The 21,230-nt window shown below is 70.1% G+C and carries 18 protein-coding genes and 3 tRNA genes; all 21 read right to left on the bottom strand.

All coding sequences use genetic code 11. From position 1 onward, the window contains the following. A complete protein-coding gene (rpsL, locus tag GA0070620_RS25445) occupies positions 1-375 on the bottom strand; it encodes a 30S ribosomal protein S12 (protein WP_007465318.1) in 375 nt (124 codons plus the stop codon). Positions 376-1,080: 705 nt separating this feature from the next. Further along, positions 1,081-1,461, bottom strand: a complete 381-nt coding sequence (locus tag GA0070620_RS25440; protein WP_091599362.1) for a hypothetical protein — start codon at positions 1,459-1,461, stop codon at positions 1,081-1,083. 843 nt (positions 1,462-2,304) lie between these two features. Beyond that, entirely contained in the window at positions 2,305-2,673 is a 369-nt protein-coding gene (locus GA0070620_RS25435) for a thioredoxin domain-containing protein (protein WP_091594929.1), read from the bottom strand. A gap of 93 nt (positions 2,674-2,766) precedes the next feature. Next, a complete protein-coding gene (locus GA0070620_RS25430; RefSeq protein WP_091594927.1) occupies positions 2,767-6,654 on the bottom strand; it encodes a DNA-directed RNA polymerase subunit beta' in 3,888 nt (1,295 codons plus the stop codon). An 89-nt stretch (positions 6,655-6,743) separates the two neighbouring features. Further along, positions 6,744-10,175: a DNA-directed RNA polymerase subunit beta gene (gene rpoB / locus GA0070620_RS25425; protein WP_091594925.1), complete on the bottom strand. Its 3,432-nt coding sequence runs from the start codon at positions 10,173-10,175 to the stop codon at positions 6,744-6,746. A 574-nt stretch (positions 10,176-10,749) separates the two neighbouring features. Further along, entirely contained in the window at positions 10,750-11,139 is a 390-nt protein-coding gene (gene rplL, locus GA0070620_RS25420; RefSeq protein ID WP_091594923.1) for a 50S ribosomal protein L7/L12, read from the bottom strand. Between the two features lie 54 nt (positions 11,140-11,193). Continuing rightward, on the bottom strand, positions 11,194-11,739 hold the full coding sequence (rplJ, locus tag GA0070620_RS25415; protein WP_091594921.1) for a 50S ribosomal protein L10: 546 nt from the start codon (positions 11,737-11,739) through the stop codon (positions 11,194-11,196). A gap of 344 nt (positions 11,740-12,083) precedes the next feature. Further along, a complete protein-coding gene (locus GA0070620_RS25410) occupies positions 12,084-12,773 on the bottom strand; it encodes a hypothetical protein (RefSeq protein ID WP_091594919.1) in 690 nt (229 codons plus the stop codon). Further along, positions 12,770-13,591 carry an ATP-binding cassette domain-containing protein gene (locus GA0070620_RS25405; protein ID WP_091594917.1) on the bottom strand — a complete coding sequence of 274 codons (822 nt, stop codon included), beginning with the start codon at positions 13,589-13,591 and terminating at the stop codon, positions 12,770-12,772. The genes GA0070620_RS25410 and GA0070620_RS25405 overlap by 4 nt, the downstream gene beginning before the upstream one ends. A 76-nt stretch (positions 13,592-13,667) precedes the next feature. Then, complete coding sequence (gene rplA / locus GA0070620_RS25400) at positions 13,668-14,384, bottom strand: 50S ribosomal protein L1 (RefSeq protein WP_091594915.1); 717 nt, start codon at positions 14,382-14,384, stop codon at positions 13,668-13,670. Between the two features lie 83 nt (positions 14,385-14,467). After that, positions 14,468-14,899: a 50S ribosomal protein L11 gene (rplK, locus tag GA0070620_RS25395; protein ID WP_091594913.1), complete on the bottom strand. Its 432-nt coding sequence runs from the start codon at positions 14,897-14,899 to the stop codon at positions 14,468-14,470. A 192-nt stretch (positions 14,900-15,091) separates the two neighbouring features. Then, complete coding sequence (gene nusG, locus GA0070620_RS25390; RefSeq protein WP_091594911.1) at positions 15,092-15,814, bottom strand: transcription termination/antitermination protein NusG; 723 nt, start codon at positions 15,812-15,814, stop codon at positions 15,092-15,094. A gap of 38 nt (positions 15,815-15,852) precedes the next feature. Beyond that, positions 15,853-16,242, bottom strand: coding sequence for a preprotein translocase subunit SecE (gene secE / locus GA0070620_RS25385; protein WP_091594909.1), 390 nt, complete (start codon positions 16,240-16,242; stop codon positions 15,853-15,855). 212 nt (positions 16,243-16,454) lie between these two features. Continuing rightward, positions 16,455-16,527 (bottom strand) — tRNA-Trp (locus tag GA0070620_RS25380). 126 nt (positions 16,528-16,653) lie between these two features. After that, positions 16,654-17,046 carry a MaoC family dehydratase gene (locus GA0070620_RS25375; protein ID WP_091594907.1) on the bottom strand — a complete coding sequence of 131 codons (393 nt, stop codon included), beginning with the start codon at positions 17,044-17,046 and terminating at the stop codon, positions 16,654-16,656. A 1-nt stretch (position 17,047) separates the two neighbouring features. Then, complete coding sequence (locus GA0070620_RS25370) at positions 17,048-17,494, bottom strand: MaoC family dehydratase N-terminal domain-containing protein (protein WP_091594905.1); 447 nt, start codon at positions 17,492-17,494, stop codon at positions 17,048-17,050. Positions 17,495-17,617: 123 nt separating this feature from the next. Continuing rightward, positions 17,618-17,785 (bottom strand): 50S ribosomal protein L33, encoded by a 168-nt coding sequence (gene rpmG, locus GA0070620_RS25365; protein WP_007073056.1) that lies wholly within the window; start codon positions 17,783-17,785, stop codon positions 17,618-17,620. Between the two features lie 133 nt (positions 17,786-17,918). Continuing rightward, positions 17,919-17,991: transfer RNA gene (locus tag GA0070620_RS25360), tRNA-Met, on the bottom strand. A 22-nt stretch (positions 17,992-18,013) separates the two neighbouring features. Next, positions 18,014-18,086: transfer RNA gene (locus GA0070620_RS25355), tRNA-Thr, on the bottom strand. 93 nt (positions 18,087-18,179) lie between these two features. Continuing rightward, positions 18,180-20,708 carry a putative bifunctional diguanylate cyclase/phosphodiesterase gene (locus GA0070620_RS25350; RefSeq protein WP_091594903.1) on the bottom strand — a complete coding sequence of 843 codons (2,529 nt, stop codon included), beginning with the start codon at positions 20,706-20,708 and terminating at the stop codon, positions 18,180-18,182. A gap of 108 nt (positions 20,709-20,816) precedes the next feature. Then, complete coding sequence (locus GA0070620_RS32810; RefSeq protein WP_157741707.1) at positions 20,817-21,002, bottom strand: hypothetical protein; 186 nt, start codon at positions 21,000-21,002, stop codon at positions 20,817-20,819. Between the last annotated feature and the right edge of the window lie 228 nt (positions 21,003-21,230).

Raw genomic sequence — 21,230 nt, 5'->3', positions numbered from 1 at the left:
TCAGCTCTTCTCCTTCTTCGCGCCGTAACGGCTGCGAGCCTGCTTGCGGTTGCGGACGCCCTGGGTGTCCAGCGAACCGCGAACGATCTTGTACCGCACGCCGGGGAGGTCCTTCACACGGCCACCGCGGACGAGCACGATCGAGTGCTCCTGCAGGTTGTGGCCGACACCGGGGATGTAGGCGGTCACCTCGATCTGGCTGCTGAGCTTGACACGAGCGACCTTGCGCAGGGCCGAGTTCGGCTTCTTCGGGGTGGTGGTGTACACGCGGGTGCACACGCCGCGACGCTGGGGGGACCCCTTCAGCGCCGGGGTCTTGGTCTTGGTCGTCTTGGCCTGGCGGCCCTTTCGGACCAGCTGCTGGATCGTGGGCACCGGGTTTCTCCGCTCCCTTCGGCCGCGCTCGTCGCGACCGCGCCGTCTGCCGTAGCCGACCTGCTGATCGGCTCTCCTACATTCCGACCAGGGCCCCACAGGGAGGTCCCGGCACCCGCGGTCGGGCGTGTCGCCCAGCTCACGGTCCCGGTGCCGACGCTCACGCGCGCACCGGGGTCTGTCACCGACACGCGGGTCGCCCCGGGCCGGGTCTTCGGCTTGTGTCGTGCTGTCGCTCGATCTCCGGGGGAACCGGATCCAGCCCACGCACGAGTTGCCCGGGCATGCCCGGGCACAAGGGGAAAGGTTACCTACCACAGCCGCCCAGGTCAAAACGGAATGGTCCGCCGAACCGCGCCGCCGCGGCCGTCGGTCTGTCTCACCTGCGCGCCCCCGATGGGCACCTACGCATACAAGTGTACCGGCTTCGTCGCGATACGGCCCGTCGGCCCCGTCAGGCCGCCGTCACCACACCCGTACCAGCGACCACGCAAGGCCGCGAGAACCCGCCGAACCCTCCCCGGGTGCGACGCGGATCACGTACGCGGAGCCGAGCCGATGATCCACTCGACTTCCCGGATGTCGCGGTATCCGGGCCCACCGGATGGCGCGACATCCTGAAAACGGAGTGGATCACGGGACCGGGAGGCCGGCGCGGCAGGGGCGTCGCTCAGGTCCGGGCGCCGCTCAGGTCGTCGCACCGGTTCAGGTCAGGGCGACCAGCAGGGCGAGGGCCAGACCGAGCAGGCTGAGCGCCAGACCCGCCCCACCACAGCTCATCCCGGCGACGGCCAGGCCACGACCGGTGAACCGCACCGCGGGCGGCGACACCGGCCGGCGGATCTGTCGCCGGGCGAGCAGACCGGCCACGACCGCGCCGGCACCGGCCAGCACACCGAGCACGGTGAATGCGCCGGCCGCCCACACGCCGGTCCAGCCCGACCCGGTCACGCCGAAGCAGATGACGAGCACCGACACCAGGATCGAGGCGATACCCGCCACCAGGGCGCCCACCGCGAGCCCGGAGGTCACCGGCGGCACCTCCAGATGCACCACCCCGTACGGCGTTCCGGGCACCGCCTCGATCCGCTTCGGTGGCAGGAGCTGCGCGTCGCGGGGCGGAGGCGGCGCGTGCCAGCCGGGCCGCGCGCCCCAGGGCGTCGGCGCGGGCGCGCCGGAGGGCCGGCCACCCCAACCACCCGGTGCGGGCGAAGGCTGACCACCCCAACCACCCGGGGACGAAGGCTGACCACCTGGCCACGCCGGCTGGCCGCCCGGGGACGGCGGGTGGCCACCCCAACCACCGGGGGGCGGCGGGAACGGCGGCTGAGCACCCGGCGACGACGGCTGACCGGACCAACCAGATGGCGGAGACGGCGGCTGAGCACCCGGCGAGGACGCCTGACCGGCCCAACCACCCGGGGGCGGCGGGACCGGCGGCTGGCCGCCCGGCACGGTCGACGGAGGGTTGCTCCAACCACCCGCTGCCCCGGCATCCGGTGCCGGGTGACCCCAGCCGGGCGGCGCGGGCGAGCCCCACCCGGCCGGTGCCGGCGCGCCCCAGTGGCCCGGAGCGGCAGCCGGCTGGCCGGGGCCGCCGCCCGAGGAGGACGTCAGGCCCTCGGCGGGCGGTGTGGGCGACGCCGGTGACGGGGACGCCGGCGCGTCCGGTGCGCTCTGGACCTCCGGCGTGGGCGCCGGCCCGGCCGGGTCGGGCGCGCCGGCGTCCGGTAGGTCGGACGGCCGGGTGGGGTCGCCCGACGGGGGCCGCGCCGGTTCCGTCACGAGCTTCTCCTCCTCGAAAGGGCCGCCACCGTGACGGACACCGGCCAGGCTACCGCCGGGCCGCACACCGGCCGCGCCCGACGGCGCGGTGCGGGGCACGCCCACCAGCGTGGGATGCGCCCCGACGGGCCGGGGGCCGGTCGGTCAGTCAACGTTCGACGGGAAGTCGTGCCCGAGGGGTGCCTCGGCCATCCGGACCACCGCGATCACCACGACGGCCACCACGCAGACGGCCGCCAGCGCCAGCCCCGTCCACGCCAACCGCTCCCCCCGCCGCAGCCAGGCCGCGCCGGTGAGGAAACCCCCTGAGGCGTACGCCTCGCGGCGCGCCTGCCGCGACAGGTGCAACGCCACCGTGGCGGGGACCACCCCGCCGAGGAACAGGCCGGTCAGCGCTGCCATCAGCCCCAGCGCGAACACCGCCCTGGCCTTCGTGGCGCGCGCGGGATCGGGGTCGAGCGGGTGACGCGTCGGGTGCTCCGCGACGGGCGCCTGCCCGGGTGCGGTCGTCATACCCCCATCATGCCGAACCGGCCGGCGGCCGCGTACCGGTCCGGATGCGACGAGGCCCCCGGCGGACGCCGGGGGCCTCGTCGATCGTGCTGGTTAGCGGTACGACCCGAAGTCGAAGTCGTCCAGCGGAACCGCCTGCCCGCTGGCCGGCCCGAACCCGTAGTCGGTCTCCGGGTAGCCGGTCATCGAGTAGACCTTCGCCTTCGCCTCCTCGGTCGGCTCGACCCGGACGTTGCGGTACTTGCTGATGCCCGTACCGGCCGGGATGAGCTTACCGATGATCACGTTCTCCTTGAGGCCGACGAGCGAGTCGCTGCGCGAGTTGATCGCCGCGTCGGTCAGCACCCGGGTGGTCTCCTGGAAGGAGGCCGCCGAGAGCCAGGAGTCGGTGGCCAGCGAGGCCTTGGTGATACCCATCAGCACCGGACGACCGGCGGCGGGCTCGCCGCCCTCGGACACGAGCCGGCGGTTCTCCGACTCGAAGAGCGCCCGGTCGACGAGCACGCCCGGCAGGAACTCGGTCGAGCCGGAGTCGATGACCGTCACCCGCTTGAGCATCTGGCGGATGATGATCTCGATGTGCTTGTCGTGGATGAGCACACCCTGCGACCGGTAGACCTCCTGGACCTCCTGGGTCAGGTGGACCTGGACCGCCCGCGGGCCGAGGATGCGGAGCAGCTCGTGCGGGTCGATGGTGCCCTCGGTGAGCTTCTCGCCGACCTCGACGTGCTGGCCGTCCTGGGTCCGCAGCCGGACCCGCTTGGAGATCTTGTCGTAGACGATCTCGTCGCTGCCGTCGTCCGGCACCACGATGATCTTCCGCGACCGCTCGCCGTCCTCGATCCGGATCCGGCCGGGGGTGTCGGCGATGGGCGCCTTACCCTTCGGGACGCGGGCCTCGAAGATCTCCTGGACACGCGGCAGACCCTGGGTGATGTCCTCACCCGCGACACCACCGGTGTGGAAGGTACGCATCGTCAGCTGCGTACCCGGCTCACCGATCGACTGGGCGGCGATGATGCCGACCGCCTCGCCGACGTCCACGGTCTTGCCGGTCGGCAGCGAGCGGCCGTAGCACGCACCGCAGACGCCCAGCTTCGACTCGCAGGTGAGAACGCTGCGCACCCGCACCGTCTCCACCCCGGCCGCGACGATCTTGTCGACCAGGATCGAGTTGATGTCCTGACCCCGCTCGGCGACGACGGTGCCGTCCGGCCCCTTGATGTCGTCGGCCAGGGTCCGGGCGTGCACGCTGGTCTCGGCGTGCTCGTGCACGACCAGCTTGCCGTCGAGCCGCTCGCCGATCTGCATGGGGATGGCCCGGTCGGTGCCGCAGTCCTCCTCGCGGATGATCACGTCCTGCGAGACGTCCACCAGACGACGGGTCAGGTAACCCGAGTCGGCGGTACGCAGGGCCGTGTCGGCGAGACCCTTACGGGCACCGTGCGTGGAGATGAAGTACTCCAGCACGGAGAGACCCTCCCGGTAGCTGGCCTTGATGGGCCGCGGGATGATCTCACCCTTCGGGTTGGCCACCAGACCACGGATCGCCGCGATCTGCCGGAGCTGGAGCAGGTTACCGCGAGCACCCGAGTTGATCATCTTCCACAGCGGGTTCTCCTGCGGCAGCGCGGTGTCCATCTCCTTGGCGACCTCGTTGGTCGCCTTGGTCCAGATCTCGATGAGCTCGCCGCGACGCTCCTCGGCGGTCATCAGACCACGCTGGTACTGCTTGTCGATCCGGTCGGCTTCGGTCTCGTACTTCGCCAGGATCTCCGCCTTGCGCGGCGGGGCGATGACGTCCTCCATGCCGATCGTCACGCCGGACCAGGTGGCCCAGTGGAAACCGGCCTCCTTGAGCCCGTCCAGGGTGGCCGCGAGGGCCACCTTCGGGAAGCGCTCGGCGAGGTCGTTGACGATCGCGGAGAGCTGGCCCTTGCGGATCTCGTAGTTCACGAAGCGGTAGCCCTGCGGCAGCGTCTCGTTGAACAGGACCCGGCCGAGCGTGGTCTCCACGGTCAGCGTGTCGCCCTCGGCCCAGCCCTCGGGCGCGGTCCACGGCTCGGCGCCGGCACCGTTGTCGACGCCGACGATGCCGCGCAGCCGGATCTTCACCGGAGCCTGCAGGTGCAGCTCGCCGTTGTCGAACGCCATCCGCGCCTCGGCGTCCGAGCTGAACGCCCGGCCCTCGCCCTTCTCACCCGGGGTGAGGTGGGTGAGGTGGTAGAGACCGATGACCATGTCCTGGGTGGGCATGGTGACCGGCTTGCCGTCGGCCGGCTTGAGGATGTTGTTCGACGACAGCATCAGGATCCGCGCCTCGGCCTGGGCCTCGGCGGACAGCGGCACGTGGACCGCCATCTGGTCACCGTCGAAGTCGGCGTTGAACGCGGTGCAGACCAGCGGGTGGATCTGGATCGCCTTGCCCTCGACCAGCTGCGGCTCGAAGGCCTGGATGCCCAGGCGGTGCAGGGTCGGCGCCCGGTTGAGCAGCACCGGGTGCTCGCCGATGACCTCTTCCAGCACATCCCACACGACCGGCCGCTGCCGCTCGACCATCCGCTTGGCGGACTTGATGTTCTGCGCGTGGTTGAGGTCGACCAGCCGCTTCATGACGAAGGGCTTGAACAGCTCCAGCGCCATCTGCTTGGGCAGGCCGCACTGGTGCAGCTTGAGCTTCGGGCCGACCACGATGACCGAACGGCCGGAGTAGTCGACGCGCTTGCCCAGCAGGTTCTGGCGGAACCGGCCCTGCTTGCCCTTCAGCATGTCGGACAGCGACTTGAGCGGACGGTTACCCGGACCGGTGACCGGCCGGCCCCGGCGGCCGTTGTCGAACAGCGCGTCGACGGCCTCCTGGAGCATCCGCTTCTCGTTGTTGACGATGATCTCGGGCGCGCCGAGGTCGATCAGCCGCTTGAGACGGTTGTTCCGGTTGATCACGCGGCGGTACAGGTCGTTCAGGTCGGAGGTCGCGAACCGACCACCGTCGAGCTGCACCATCGGACGCAGGTCCGGCGGGATGACCGGCACGCAGTCCAGCACCATACCGAGCGGCGAGTTGCGGGTGTTCAGGAACGCCGCCACGACCTTGAGCCGCTTGAGCGCCCGGATCTTCCGCTGGCCCTTGCCGGACCGGATGGTCTCCCGCAGGCTCTCGGCCTCGGCGTCGAGGTCCATGTTCTGGACCAGCGCCTTGATCGCCTCGGCACCCATCGAACCGGTGAAGTACTCGCCGAACCGGTCCCGCAGCTCGCGGTAGAGCAGCTCGTCGGTGACCAGCTGCTTCGGCTCCAGCTTGCGGAAGGTGTCGAGCACCTCGTCCAGGCGGTCGATCTCGCGCTGGGCCCGGTCGCGGATCTGGCGCATCTCGCGCTCTCCGCCTTCCTTGACCTTGCGCCGGACGTCCGCCTTGGCACCCTCGGCCTCCAGCTCGGCCAGGTCGGCCTCGAGCTTGGCGGCCCGCTTCTCGATCTCCGAGTCGCGGCTGTTCTCGGACTGCCGCTTCTCGGCCAGGATCTCGTTCTCGATGGTCGAGAGGTCACGGTGACGCGCCTCGGCGTCAACGCTCGTCACGACGTACGAGGCGAAGTAGATGATCTTCTCGAGGTCCTTGGGCGCCAGGTCCAGCAGGTAGCCCAGCCGGCTCGGCACGCCCTTGAAGTACCAGATGTGGGTGACCGGGGCGGCCAGCTCGATGTGGCCCATCCGCTCACGGCGGACCTTGGACCGGGTCACCTCGACGCCGCAGCGCTCGCAGATGATGCCCTTGAACCGGACCCGCTTGTACTTACCGCAGTAGCACTCCCAGTCCCGCTGAGGACCGAAGATCTTCTCGCAGAAGAGCCCGTCCTTCTCCGGCTTCAGGGTGCGGTAGTTGATCGTCTCTGGCTTCTTGACCTCGCCGTGCGACCACTGACGGATGTCGTCGGCGGTCGCCAGCCCAATTCGCAACTCGTCGAAAAAGTTGACGTCGAGCACGTTATATATCCCTCACACGTCGCTTGTTGCGCCAGCAGCTCACCGGGGTCGGGTCCCGGGGGCGGTCGCCCGCCCCCGGGACCTCGACGTCACACTTCCTCGACCGAGCTCGGCTCGCGCCGGGACAGGTCGATGCCCAGCTCCTCAGCGGCCCGGAACACCTCGTCGTCGGTCTCGCGCATCTCGAGGGCCACGCCGTCGCTGGAGAGCACCTCGACGTTGAGGCACAGCGACTGCAGCTCCTTGAGCAGCACCTTGAACGACTCCGGGATGCCCGGCTCCGGGATGTTCTCGCCCTTGACGATGGCCTCGTAGACCTTGACCCGGCCGAGAACGTCGTCGGACTTGATCGTCAACAGCTCCTGCAGGGCGTACGCGGCGCCGTACGCCTGCATCGCCCAGCACTCCATCTCACCGAAGCGCTGGCCACCGAACTGCGCCTTACCACCCAGCGGCTGCTGCGTGATCATCGAGTACGGGCCGGTCGACCGCGCGTGGATCTTGTCGTCGACCAGGTGGTTGAGCTTCAGGATGTAGATGTAGCCGACCGCGATCGGGTCCGGCAGCGGCTCGCCGGAGCGACCGTCGAACAGCTGCGCCTTGCCGCTGGAACCGATCAGCTGGTTGCCGTCCCGGTTGGGCAGGGTCGACGCGAGCAGACCGGAGATCTCCTCCTCGCGGGCACCGTCGAAGACCGGGGTGGCCACGTTGGTGTCCGGCTCGGACTCGTGGGCCTCGATCGAGCGGAGCTGACGCTTCCACTCGGTGTCCTCGCCGTCGATCTTCCAGCCGGTCTTGGCCACCCACCCGAGGTGGGTCTCCAGGACCTGACCGATGTTCATCCGGCTCGGCACACCGAGCGGGTTGAGCACGATGTCGACCGGAGTGCCGTCCTCGAGGAACGGCATGTCCTCGATCGGGAGGATCTTGGAGATGACACCCTTGTTGCCGTGGCGGCCGGCGAGCTTGTCACCGTCCTGGATCTTCCGCTTCTGGGCGACGTAGACCCGGACCAACTCGTTGACGCCCGGAGGCAGCTCGTCGCCGTCCTCCCGGGAGAAGGTCCGCACACCGATGACCGTGCCGGTCTCACCGTGCGGAACCTTCAGCGAGGTGTCCCGGACCTCGCGCGCCTTCTCGCCGAAGATCGCGCGGAGCAGCCGCTCCTCCGGGGTCAGCTCGGTCTCGCCCTTCGGCGTGACCTTGCCAACCAGGATGTCGCCGGGGACGACCTCGGCGCCGATCCGGATGATGCCGCGCTCGTCGAGGTCGGCGAGCATCTCCTCGCTGACGTTCGGGATGTCGCGGGTGATCTCCTCCGGACCGAGCTTGGTGTCCCGGGCGTCGACCTCGTGCTCCTCGATGTGGATCGAGGTGAGGACGTCCTGCTGCACCAGGCGCTGCGACAGGATGATCGCGTCCTCGTAGTTGTGCCCCTCCCAGGTCATGAAGGCCACGAGCAGGTTGCGCCCGAGCGCCATCTCGCCCTCGTCGGTGCACGGACCGTCGGCGATGACCTGGCCGGCCTCGACGCGGTCGCCCTCGAAGACCACCGGCTTCTGGTTGACGCAGGAGCCGGCGTTGGAGCGGCGGAACTTGTGCAGCAGGTAGGTCCGGCGGTGGCCGTCGTCCTGGTGCACGGTGATGTAGTCGGCGCACAGGTCCTCGATGACACCGCCGACCTCGGCGACGACCACGTCACCGGCGTCGACGGCGGCCCGGTACTCCATGCCGGTGCCGACGAGCGGCGCCTCGGCCTTGACCAGCGGCACCGCCTGGCGCTGCATGTTCGCGCCCATCAGCGCCCGGTTGGCGTCGTCGTGCTCGAGGAACGGGATCATCGCGGTGGCGACCGAGGTCATCTGCCGCGGCGACACGTCCATGTAGTCCACGGCCGCCGGCGGGACGTCCTCGGTCTCGCCGCCCTTACGGCGGACCAGGACGCGGTCCTCGGCGAACGAGCCGTCGGCCCGCAGCGGCGCGTTGGCCTGCGCCTTGACGAAGCGGTCCTCCTCGTCCGCGGTCAGGTAGTCGATCTGGTCGGTGACCCGACCCTCGACGACCTTCCGGTACGGCGTCTCGATGAAGCCGAACGGGTTGACCCGGGCGAAGGTGGACAGCGCGCCGATCAGGCCGATGTTCGGGCCTTCCGGCGTCTCGATCGGGCACATCCGGCCGTAGTGGGACGGGTGCACGTCACGGACCTCGAAGCCGGCCCGCTCCCGGGACAGACCACCCGGGCCGAGCGCGCTCAGCCGGCGCCGGTGGGTCAGGCCCGCCAGCGGGTTGGTCTGGTCCATGAACTGGGACAGCTGCGACGTGCCGAAGAACTCCTTGATCGCCGCCACCACCGGGCGGATGTTGATCAGGGTCTGCGGCGTGATCGCCTCGACGTCCTGGGTGGTCATCCGCTCGCGGACGACCCGCTCCATGCGGGAGAGGCCGACCCGAACCTGGTTCTGGATCAGCTCACCCACGGTGCGCAGACGCCGGTTGCCGAAGTGGTCGATGTCGTCCGCCTCGTAGCCCTCCTCACCGGCGTGCAGCCGGCAGAGGTACTCCACGGTGGCGACGATGTCGTCCTCGGTGAGCGTGCCGGTGGTGATCGGCACGTCCACTTCGAGCTTCTTGTTGAACTTGTAACGACCGACCTTGGCGACGTCGTACCGCTTCGGGTTGAAGAAGAGGTTGTCGAGCAGGGTCTGGGCGTTCTCACGCGTCGGCGGCTCGCCGGGGCGGAGCTTGCGGTAGATGTCGAGAAGCGCCTCGTCCTGGCCGGCGATGTGGTCCTTCTCGAGCGTGGTCATCATCAGCTCGGACCAGCCGAACCGCTCACGGATCTGCTCGGCCGACCATCCGATGGCCTTGAGCAGGACCGTGACGGCCTGCCGGCGCTTGCGGTCGATGCGGACGCCGACCGTGTCGCGCTTGTCGATGTCGAACTCCAGCCAGGCACCCCGGCTCGGGATGACCTTGACGCTGGAGAGGTCGCGGTCGGAGGTCTTGTCCGGCTGCTTGTCGAAGTACACGCCCGGGGACCGGACGAGCTGGCTGACCACGACCCGCTCGGTGCCGTTGATGATGAAGGTGCCCTTCGGCGTCATCATCGGGAAGTCACCCATGAACACCGTCTGGCTCTTGATCTCGCCGGTGGTGTTGTTGGTGAACTCCGCGGTCACGAACAGCGGGGCGCAGTAGGTCAGGTCCTTCTCCTTGCACTCCTCGATCGAGGCCTTGACCTCGTCGAAGCGCGGGGCAGAGAAGGAGAGCGACATGGTGCCGGAGAAGTCCTCAATGGGACTGATCTCGTCGAGGATCTCCGCGAGACCCGAGCGTGCGTGCGGGTCGTCCGCCGACCGGCCCTGCCAAGCCTCGTTGCCGACGAGCCAGTCGAAGGACTCGTTCTGAATGGCGAGGAGGTTGGGGACCTCGAGGTGTTCGGTGATCCTGCCGAATGAAACTCGGCGGGGAGCGAAAGCGCTCGACGTACGACTGGTCTTCGCAGGGCGGGAAGCTGCCAAGATGCGTCCTTCCGAGGACCGGTGCTGCAGAACGGCTGGTACGCGTGCACTCCAATGACCCCGCCGGAATTATCCGCAAACGGACATTTCCGAGCAGGGGTCAAGTCGGAAGGCAGCGCAAACTAGCAGTGTAGCCGAGAGGCTAACCGCTGTCCAGCCCACCCCGCAGGTCGTTGCGGAACGTGCCTCGGGACCCCCCGAAAGGGGGTCTACCGGGCCGCTCGGAACGCAACGTTCCTGCCGGACCGCTCGGGTTACGTGGCTCGTGGTTCCGCCGCTGTCATTACCCCGGTGGTGGCCGTCGCAAGCGCGGAAGGTCTTGCTGGTGTCAGCGTGCCTGGCGGCCCGGGGCCGCGTCAAGGGGCCGCCCCCGGCTCGCCGCGTCTTTCCCGCGTACGCGGTACCACCGGCCGCCGCCGCCGAGCCGGACCGCGCGTCCGGACGCCCTGCTCACCTGCGCTGCCGCCGGGCGCACCAACACGGCGGGCGGCGATCCGTGTCGGATCGCCGCCCGCCGCGACGCGGTGTGTGCGCCGGCTCACGCGAGCCGGCCACGCGCGGGTGGAGCCTCAGGTCACTTGAGGGTGACCTTGGCGCCCTCGCCCTCGAGCTTGGCCTTGGCCTTGTCGGCGGTCTCCTTGTTGACCTTCTCCAGGACCGGCTTCGGCGCGGCCTCGACCAGGTCCTTGGCCTCCTTGAGGCCCAGGCCGGTCAGCTCACGCACGACCTTGATGACCTGGATCTTCTTGCCACCGTCGGCGTCGAGGATGACGTCGAACTCGTCCTTCTCCTCCTCGACCGGAGCGGCAGCGCCACCGCCGGCCGGGGCACCCGCGGCCACGGCGACCGGGGCGGCGGCGGTGACCTCGAAGGTCTCCTCGAACTGCTTCACGAACTCGGAGAGCTCGATCAGCGTCATCTCCTTGAACGCGTCGAGCAGCTCGTCGGTGCTGAGCTTCGCCATGTCTGGCGTCCTTTCTGAAAGTGAAAACTAAGAACGTGGGTGCGCCGGGTGGCCTCAGGCCGCCTCGGCGCCCTCCTTCTCGCGCTTGTCCGCCAGGGCGGCCGCCGCGCGGGCGGCCTTGGAGAGCGGAGCCTGGAACAGGGCCGCGGCCTTGCTCAGGTTGCCCTTCATCGCGCCGGCCAGCTTGGCCAGCAGCACCTCACGGGACTCCAGGTCGGCGAGCTTCGTGACCTCGGCCGCGGAAATGGCCTTGCCCTCGAAGACACCGCCCTTGATGACGAGCTTCGGGTTGGCCTTCGCGAAGTCGCGAAGCCCCTTCGCCGCCTCGACGACGTCGCCCGAAACGAAAGTCAGCGCGGTAGGACCGGTGAACAGCTCGTCGAGGCCGGAGATGCCAGCGTCGGCCGCGGCACGCTTGGCCAGCGTGTTCTTCGCGACGGTGTAGCTGGTCTCCTTGCCGAGCGAGCGCCGCAGCTGGGTGAGCTGGGAAACCGTCAGACCGCGGTACTCGGTCAGCACCGTGGCACCCGCGCTGCGGAAGCTCTCGGTCAGCTCGGCGACGGCCGTGGCCTTGTCGGCCCGGATCGGCTTGTCCGCCATGTCCCTCCTCTCTCGTTGCTCGAGGCTGGTCGCCGTCGCAAGCGGTCGCTTCGACGGCGGCTCAGGAAGCGCGACAACGAGAAAAGCCCCGGCGCAGGGCGCACGGGGCGAGGGCCGGCCCGGAAGGCCACGGTCGGCGGACCATGGACACCAGCACCGATTTTCGCTTGCCGCCCTACGCGGGTCGCCCGTCGTCGCGGGACCTTCGACCGTGCCGGAGCACGGTGACCAGCGGTCTCTGGGTGGAACTTCTCAGCAAGGTTACGCGACCCGTGGCCGGCTCGCCAAACCGACCCCCGGTGCGCCCGCTCACGCCCCCGACCGTGGGGCCTCGGCGGGCGCGGTCAGGCCCGTGCGCGGCGCCGCCAGAGGTAGCCGGCGACCGCCACCGCGCTCCACGCCGCCGCCCACACGGTGAGCAGCATCACAGTGGGTGCGGCGGCGTCACCCGCGGTGGCGCGGGCGGTGGCCATGATCGGGGGCACCAGCCAGGGCGCGACCGAGCCAACGAGGCCCAGGACGACCGCGCCGACCCCGCCGAGGGCCAGCACGGCGACGCCGTACCCCGCGCTACGGGTGACGGCCCGGCTGGCCAGCGCGCCCAGCGCCACCGCCGGAGGTACGGCCAGCAGGTGCGCCCACAACCCGAGGGCCACCCCGACGACGACCGGCCGGTCCCCCGGCTCGACGGGACCGGTGACCCCGCCGATCAGCCACGGGAAGACCAGCGCGACCGCCACCGTGCCCAGCGCCGCCACGGCGGCCGCGAGCAGCCCCGCCGACCGCTCCCGGCCGGCTCCGACCACCACCTGGGCCAGCCGGCGCTGCCCGTCCGGCTCCACGTCCAGGAGCACCTTCGTCTGCCAGGCGAGCACCGGGAAGAGCACCACGGCCGAGACCCCGTACGCCTCCGCGGGCTGGGCCCGACCGCCGCCGTAGAGGATGCCGAGGGCGACGAGACCGGCGAGCAGCGGCGCGACCGCTCGCCCCGTCCGCAGGAAGCCGGCCAGGCGCAGCCGGACCAGCGCGGTCACCGGTCTCCCCCGGTGGACGGTTCGGCGACGACCCTGGTCACCGGTTCGACCCGGTCCCCGGGTACGGCCGGCGCCGGGACGGGCGGCCAGCCGGGGCGTACGCCGAGAATCTGGTGGCCCTCGGCCCGCAGGCGGGCGACGGCGTCGTCGACCCGTGCGGCCGGCACCGCCACCTCGACCACGGCGTACGCCTCCTCGCCGGTCGGCGTCTCCCCGGTCACCACCCCGTCGGCCAGCGTCCAGCGGCGCGCGTCGGCCAGCCGGGCGATCTCCCCGCGGTGGTCGCTGACCAGGACCGCTCCCCCGCCGGCCCGCACCTCGTCGATCAGGGCCGGTACGAGCTCACGCGCGGCGGCGTCCAGCCCCTCCCACGGCTCGTCCAGCACCAGCAGGCCAGGCGGCCGAAGCAGCGCCTGCGCGAGGCCGACCTTCTGGGCCGTCCCCTTGGACAGCTCCGGCAGGCGGACCCGGCGGAACCGGCCGAGGCCCAGCCGTTCGGTCCAGGCGTCCACGGCGCGATCGGCCCCGGACGACGACAGCCCGGCCATCCGGCCCATGGCGGTCAGGTAGTGGGCAACGGTGAAGGGCTGGTCGGCCGGGAAGCGTTCCGGCACCCACCCGACCGGCGCCGGCCGGTCCACGACCCGCCCCCGGTCCGGCCGGAGCACTCCGGCCGCCACCTGGAGCAGCGTCGACTTGCCCACGCCGTTGCGGCCGAGCACGACCGCCACCTCGCCCGCACCGATCCGTACGTCCACCCCCCGCAGCACCCACGGCCCCCGCCGTCGGTACCGCAGCCAGACGTCCTCCAGCCGCATGGGGACGAGACTGCCACACCGGAAACGCGACGGGGCGCCGCCACGACCGTGGCGACGCCCCGTACGGGTGGACGACTCAGCTCTCGGCCGAGCCCTCCTGGATGTTCTTCACCACGTTCGGGTCGACCGGGACGCCCGGGCCCATCGTGGTGGTCAGGGTGACCTTCTTCAGGTACTTGCCCTTCGCCGCGGACGGCTTGGCCCGCAGGACCTCGTCCAGCACCGCGGCGTAGTTGTCGACCAGCTGGTTCTCGGAGAACGAGGCCTTGCCGATGATCAGGTGCAGGTTCGAGTGCTTGTCCACCCGGAAGGTGATCTTGCCGCCCTTGATGTCCTGCACCGCCTTGGTGACGTCCATGGTCACCGTGCCGGTCTTCGGGTTCGGCATGAGACCGCGCGGGCCCAGGATCCGCGCGATCCGGCCGATCTTGGCCATCTGGTCCGGCGTGGCGATCGCCGCGTCGAAGTCGAGCCAGCCACCCTGGATCCGGGCGACGAGCTCGTCGGTGCCCACCTCGTCGGCACCGGCGGCGGCGGCCTCCTCGGCCTTCGCGCCGGCGGCGAACACGATCACGCGGGCGGTCTTACCGGTGCCGTGCGGCAGGTTGACCGTGCCGCGGACCATCTGGTCCGCCTTGCGGGGGTCGACGCCGAGGCGCATCGCGACCTCGACCGTGGCGTCGAACTTGACGTTGGTGGTCTCCTTGGCCAGCTTCACGGCCTCGGCGGGGGTGTAGAGCTTCGCCCGGTCGATGACCTCGGCGGCCTTGCGGTAGCTCTTGCTGCGCTGCATGTTCTGGTTACTCCTGTGGTCTATGGCGGGCCGCGACGTCCGCGCGCCCTCCCACGATCGGTACGGGTCGGGGCTGGCCGAGATCAGTCGGTGACGGTGATGCCCATGGAGCGGGCGGTGCCGGCGATGATCTTCTCGGCCTGGTCGAGGTCGTTGGCGTTGAGGTCGGCCATCTTCCGCTCGGCGATCTCACGCACCTGGGCGCGGGACACCGAACCGACCTTCTGGGCCTGCGGGACGCCCGAGCCCTTCTGCACGCCGGCGGCCTTGATCAGCAGCCGGGCGGCGGGCGGGGTCTTCAGCACGAAGGTGAAGGACCGGTCCTCGTACACGCTGATCTCGGCGGGGACGATGTCGCCCCGCTGCGACTCGGTCTGCGCGTTGTAGGACTTGCAGAACTCCATGATGTTCACACCGTGCTGACCGAGCGCGGGGCCGACCGGCGGCGCCGGAGTGGCCTGGCCCGCCGGCAGCTGAAGCGTGAACGTCTTGACGAGCTTCTTCTTCGGAGGCATGTCTCTTCCTGGGGCTTGGAACTGGGAACGGTGCTCATCGACACCGCCTCGGGGCGCGCACGGTCAGCGCGGCGCGAGGGCAGCGACTCTCAAGAGTAGCGCAGGCCGAAGCCGGCCCGTCCGGCGAGGTCGCCCGACGGGCGGAGACGGCGACGCCGGCGGCGGGACATGCCCACCGCCGGCGACCGGAGATCAGATCTTGGCGACCTGGTTGAAGTTGAGCTCGACCGGGGTCTCGCGGCCGAAGATCGACACCAGGACCTTGAGCTTCTGCTGGTCGGCGTTGATCTCGCTGATCGTCGCCGGCAGCGAGGCGAAGGCACCGTCGGTGACGGTGACCGAGTCGCCGACCTCGAAGTCGAGGACCTTGATCTCGGGCTTCGCCTTCTTCTGCTCGGTCTCGACGGCCGGGGCCAGCCACTTGAGCACCTCGTCCAGCGAGAGCGGCGCCGGGCGGTCCGCCCGGTCGGTCGCGCCGACGAAGCCGGTGACACCCGGCGTGTTGCGCACGCAGGAGTAGGACTCGGCGGTCAGCTCCATCCGGACCAGGATGTAGCCCGGGAAGACCTTCGCCTGGACCTGCGACCGCTTGCCGTTCTTGACCTCGACCTCTTCCCGGGTCGGCACCTCGACCTGGTAGATGTAGTCCTCCATGTCGAGGCTCGTGATCCGGGTCTCGAGGTTGGTCTTGACCTTGTTCTCGTAACCGGCGTACGAGTGGACCACGTACCAGTCGCCCGGCGCGTAACGCAGCTTCTGCCGCAGCTCGGCGACCGGGTCGTAGTCCTCGTCCGGCTCGGGCTCGGTGGTCGGGAACTCCGGCTCGCTGGCGGCCTCGACCGACTCGTCGTCCGCCGCCGTCGCCACCGTGGACTGCTCGTCCGCGGGTCCGGCGGTCTCGTCGTACTCAGGCACGCTCGCTCACTTCCGTCACTATCGGCTGTCGGAGCCGGTCAGCTGGGGTTGCCGAAGACCCACAGCACGCCCTTGGCGAAGCCGTAGTCCAGGGCAGCCACGATCGTCAGCATCACCGCGACGAAGGTGACCACCACGGCGGTGTAGGTCAGCAGCTCCTTGCGGGTCGGCCAGATGACCTTACGCAGTTCGGCGACGACCTCGCGGAAGAACCGGGCGATGCGACCGAAGAGGCCCACGCGGTCGGTCTCCGACCGGGTCTTCCGGCTGTCGGCGGACTCGGCCCGGTTGCGGGACCGGGTCGCGGTGCCACCCCGGGAGACCGGCTCGTCCGCGTCGGTGGCGTCGTCGTCGGCCACGTCGTCGACGATCTCGTCGTTGAGACGATCGTCGCCGGCGTCCTCGCCGCGCCGCTTGTTGTCGGCCACTTCGCCCTCCGTCGCGGGTTCTCGGGTTCGCACGCCGGGTGGCGTGCGCGGCGCTGGTCACGCCGGCCGGACCAACCGTCCCGCGACGGGCCGCGGCCGGCGGACCGGCCGGTGTGGCCCGATGCCTCGGACCACCCCGCCGATACCACCACCACGGGCCGGACGCCGCCATCTCGGCGGCGCGACCCACGGGAACGGTCAGGCCTGAGGCGCAGGGGTGACAGGACTTGAACCTGCAGCCTGCGGTTTTGGAGACCGCTGCTCTGCCAATTGAGCTACACCCCTGTGCGGCACCATCGCCCCACCAGGCCACACGGCCAGGCAGGGGTCACATGCCCCACGGCGGACCAGTGTACGGGTAGCCGACCGACTTTCCCAACCGGTCTACCCATCGCGCGTGGCGGAGCCCCGTCAGCGGGCCGTACGGATGGTCGCCCGGGCCTGTGAGAGCACCTTCTCCCCCAGGCAGGTGGCCGTCACGTCGAGCCGAGTGAGCCCGTCCTCGGTGACCTCACGCACGACCGCGCTGACCTCGATCTCGGTGCCCTGGTCGTCGTCGGGCACCACGACCGGCCGGGTGAACCGGACCCCGTAGTCGACCACGGCGTCCGGCGAGCCGGCCCAGTCGGTGACGGCCCGGCCGACCAGCGCCATGGTGAACATGCCGTGGGCGATCACACCGGGCAGGCCCACCTTCGTGGCGAACCGGTCGCTCCAGTGGATCGGGTTGAAGTCGCCCGAGGCGCCGGCGTAGCGGACCAGGTCCGCGCGGGTCACCCGGAACGTCCTGGGTGCCAGCTCCATCTCAGGCCTCCCCGCGTACGACGAGCTTGGACCAGACCGCGACCACCGGCTCACCGGTGATCGTGCTGACGTCGGTGCGGGTGGTCAGGAAGCCGTGCCCGCCCCGGTTGGTGATGTCCTCGATGGTGTTGACGCAGACCAGCTCGTCGCCGGCCACCACCGGCCGGGTGTACGCGAACCGCTGGTCGCCGTGCACGACGCGGCTGTAGTCGACACCGAGCGCCGGGTCCTCGACGATCTGCTGCGTGGCCGCCATGGTCACCACGAAGGGGAAGGTCGGCGGGGCCACCACGTCCGGGTGCCCGAGCGCGCGGGCGGTCTCCGGGTCGTGGTGCGCCGGGTCGGTGGCGCCGATGGCGGTGGCGAACTCACGGATCTTCTCTCGGCCCACCAGGTAGGGGGCGGTCGGCGGGTAACTCCGGCCGACATAGGACGGGTCCAGGGACATGCCGCGAACCTACACGGAAAGCACGAACGCCGACCCGAGCGGTCGACGGCGGCAGAAGCCGCGTCGGCCGGTCAGATCGGCGTTCGGTGAGAAACTGGGTGGCCGGAGCGAACCGGCCGGACGTCAGCGGGTCTCGCGGTGGACCGTGTGCCGACCGTCGCGCGGGCAGAACTTCTTCAGCTCGATGCGGTCCGGGTCGTTACGACGGTTCTTGCGCGTGATGTAGTTGCGCTCCTTGCACTCCACACACGCCAAAGTGATCTTCGGCCGGACATCGGTCGCCTTCGCCACGGCGGAGTGCCTTCCTCGCTACGGATAACAACTACAGCGCGCCAGCTTACGCGCTGACTGCGCGGACATGCAAAGTGGGCGCCTACGGCGCCCCCTCCTGTCGACCACCGGGAGCACGCCCGGAGGACGAGAGTAGCGGTGGCCGGACTTGAACCGGCGACACAGCGATTATGAGCCGCTTGCTCTGCCATCTGAGCTACACCGCCGCGGTGGGTCCAGCGACCCTAGAGCCCCCTTACGGAATCGAACCGTAGACCTTCTCCTTACCATGGAGACGCTCTGCCGACTGAGCTAAGGGGGCCTGCGCGATCTCCCCGTGGGGCGCGCAGAGGTAAGAGTACACGGCCCCGCCCCGCAGGTGAAATCGGATCCCCCCGGGGGCAATCACCGCAGGTCAGGGCACCACACGCAGCCGGGGAAGCTCGGTGCTGGAGATCGACTCCGGGTCGACCTGGGCGCCGAACCACGCCTCCAGCCGCTCGTACGGCAGCGGGCGGCTGAACAGGAAACCCTGGCCGATCTCGCAGCCGATGTCCTGGAGCAGCTCCAGGGTCAGCTCGCTCTCCACGCCCTCGGCGACCACGGCCAGACCGAACTGCTGGGAGAGCGTGACCACCGCGTTGACGATCGCCAGGTCGCCCGGGTCGGTCGCCATGCCCTGCACGAAGGACCGGTCGACCTTCACCTCGTGCACGGGCAGCCGGCGCAGGTGGGCCAGCGAGGAGTCACCGGTGCCGAAGTCGTCGACCGAGAGTCGTACCCCCAGGTCACGCAGGCGTTGCAGGGTCGGGATGGGCCGGTCCGTGCCGTCCAGCACCCCGGCCTCGGTGATCTCCAGGGTGAGGCGCTGCGCGGGCACCCCGTACTCGGTCAGCAGTTCCCGGACCCGGTCCGGGAAGTGTCGGTCGGTGAGCGTCCGGGCGGCCAGGTTGACGGCGATGGACAACGGCTGGTTGGCCTCCGCCCAGTCCCGGCTGCGCCGCAGTCCCTCGCGCAACACCACCTCGGTGAGCCGAGTCAACTGCCCGGTGTGCTCGGCCACCGCCACGAAGTCCTCGGGAGCGACCGTGCCGTGGGTCGGATGCTCCCACCGGGCGAGGCATTCCACACCGACCAGTCGACGATCCCGCAGGGTGACCTTGGGCTGGAAGTAGACCTCCAGCTCGTTCTGGTCCAGGGCCTGGCGCAGGTCGCCGGCCAGACCCAACCGGCGCAACGACCGGGATTCCAGGCCCGGGTTGAACAACTGGACGCTGCCCGGCACCGACTTGGCGGTCGTGGCGGCCAGGTCGACCCGGAGCAGGAGGGTGGCGGGATCACTGCCGTGGTCCGGATGCACGGCGACCCCGACGGCGGTGTTCACCTCGAGGGTGAGCGCGTCGAAGACCATCTCGTCACGGATCTGCTCACGCAGCTGACCCGCCAGTTCCAGTGCCGCCTCAGCGCTCTCCAGCCGCAGCGTCACCAGGAACTCGTCCCCACTGGCCCGGCCGACCAGCGCCGACGACGGCGCGCTGGCGCGCAGCCGGTTGGCGACCTCGACCAGGACCTTGTCCCCCGCGGCGTGGCCGAGGGACTCGTTGACCTGGCGCAACCCGTCGACGTCGAATAGGAGGAGGGCCACCACCTCGCCGTCAGCACGGATCTTGACCGACTCCTCCAGCGCACCGGTGATCCGCCGCCGGTTGGGCAGCTTGGTCAGGGCGTCGTGGTAGGCGTCGTGTCGCAGCCGGTCGACCAGCCGGGAATTCTCCAGGGCCACCGCGGCATGCGCGGCCACCGTCTCGAAGACGGCGATGTCGGCGGGCGTGAAGTTGTTGCCGTCACCGAATCGATTGGCCACCTCGAGGGTGCCGATGACGACCGGCCCGGAGCGCAGCGGCACCACCACCGCGTCCTTGATCCGCCGTTCGGCCAGCTCGGCGCGGAACTCGCCGTCGGTGGTCACGCCCCGGCCCACGGCAACCGTGCGCCGGGTGTCGCGGACCCGCTCCCGGATCGCCTGCGGAGTGACCGCCAGGTCGAGCAGACCGGAGTCGTCGACTCGGGCGGTCAACAGGGTCTCCGGGTGTCGCCCCTGGGCCGGAAGCCACAGCGTCGCGTACTCCACCTGCATGAGGGCGCGGACCCTGCCGAGCAGCGCGTCGGCCAGCGTGCCGCTGTGCCCGCTCTCGACCACCGCGCGGGTCAGGTCGTACAGGTCGGTGAGGGTCCGGTGCTGACGGAAGAACTGGGCGTAGGCCCGATAGACCAGGACGAGGCCCGCTCCGAGGGCGGCGAGCAGGAGCAGTGACCACCACGTGCTTCGCACCAGGATCAGGACGATCAGGCCAACCGCCACGTTGATCGCCGCGGTGAGCACTCCCGGCGTGGCCGTACGTAACGCTCCGCGCCCGGTCTGCCAACCGTGCAGCAGCGTGTGCACCGCGACGACGCTGGCGTAGCTGATCAGGATCACCACGCTGACGGCGGCGAAGATGCTGCCCCAGGTCGCCGGCCCCTCGCCCTCGATGGGTGGGAGAGCCTGGAGGACCAGGACGGCCAGGGACGTCCCGGCGGCGGCCCGCGCCACGTTGAACCACACCTTGGGCGCGGACAACCGCTGTCTGGTGTGGGTGATGAGCGCACTCAGCGCGCAGATCACCACCACCGTCAGCGGCGGCAGGAAGTAGAGCGCGAGGACCAGTGGCAGCTCGGTGAGCGTGACACCGATCGTCTGCCGCCGAACGGCAAGGGTGAGCAGCGGCACCCCCGCCACGATCATGAGGACCAGGAGGAGGGCCGCCTCGGGCCAGTCGCCGAAGGGCTCCTTCGCGACCAACCCCGTGACGGTGGCACAGGTGACCGCGATCAACGCGAGCGGCGCAGTGATGATCCATGCGTCCTCGGACGACCTGCGCCGGGGTTGACCGTGACCGATCATGGCGCTCCTTCGGATTGACGCCGAGCGGTCACGATGCCGTCACGGAGCACTCCGTCGATGGCGCGTTCGCCCTGGACAGCCAGGTTGGTGACGGACCAGGACGCCCGGCTAGTGCCAGATGATGTCGGCAGTCTGCGCGATGGAGGGGTCAGTCGGCACGCTGTGCCAGATGATGTCGGCGGCCTGCGCGCCGCTCCCTGCGCTGCCGCGGAGATCGACACTACCGATGCCGCTCACGAACGCGGCGAGGATGAAGAGTGAGCCAAGCAGCCGGCCCAACCTACGACCAGACATGATTGCTCCTGTCGGAAAGCATCGTGGGGGTAGTGGAGGTTCCACGATCGTGCCACAGCGCGGACAGCCAGGAAAGTAGCGGGGCTCCGACTGGCCCCACTGTCTGTGACTTCCCGCCGTTCGGCCCACCGCCCTCGTCACGCCGGGGCAGATCACGCGCGTGTCGGGCAGGCCATCGCTTCACACAGCGTTGAATAAGACCTTCAACACAAATTCGGCGCAACCGCA

It is taken from the genome of Micromonospora krabiensis (genome assembly GCF_900091425.1).
Lineage (GTDB): Bacteria > Actinomycetota > Actinomycetes > Mycobacteriales > Micromonosporaceae > Micromonospora > Micromonospora krabiensis.
The sequence above is the reverse complement of the archived record's forward strand: the minus strand, read 5'-3'. Positions and strand labels throughout refer to the sequence as shown.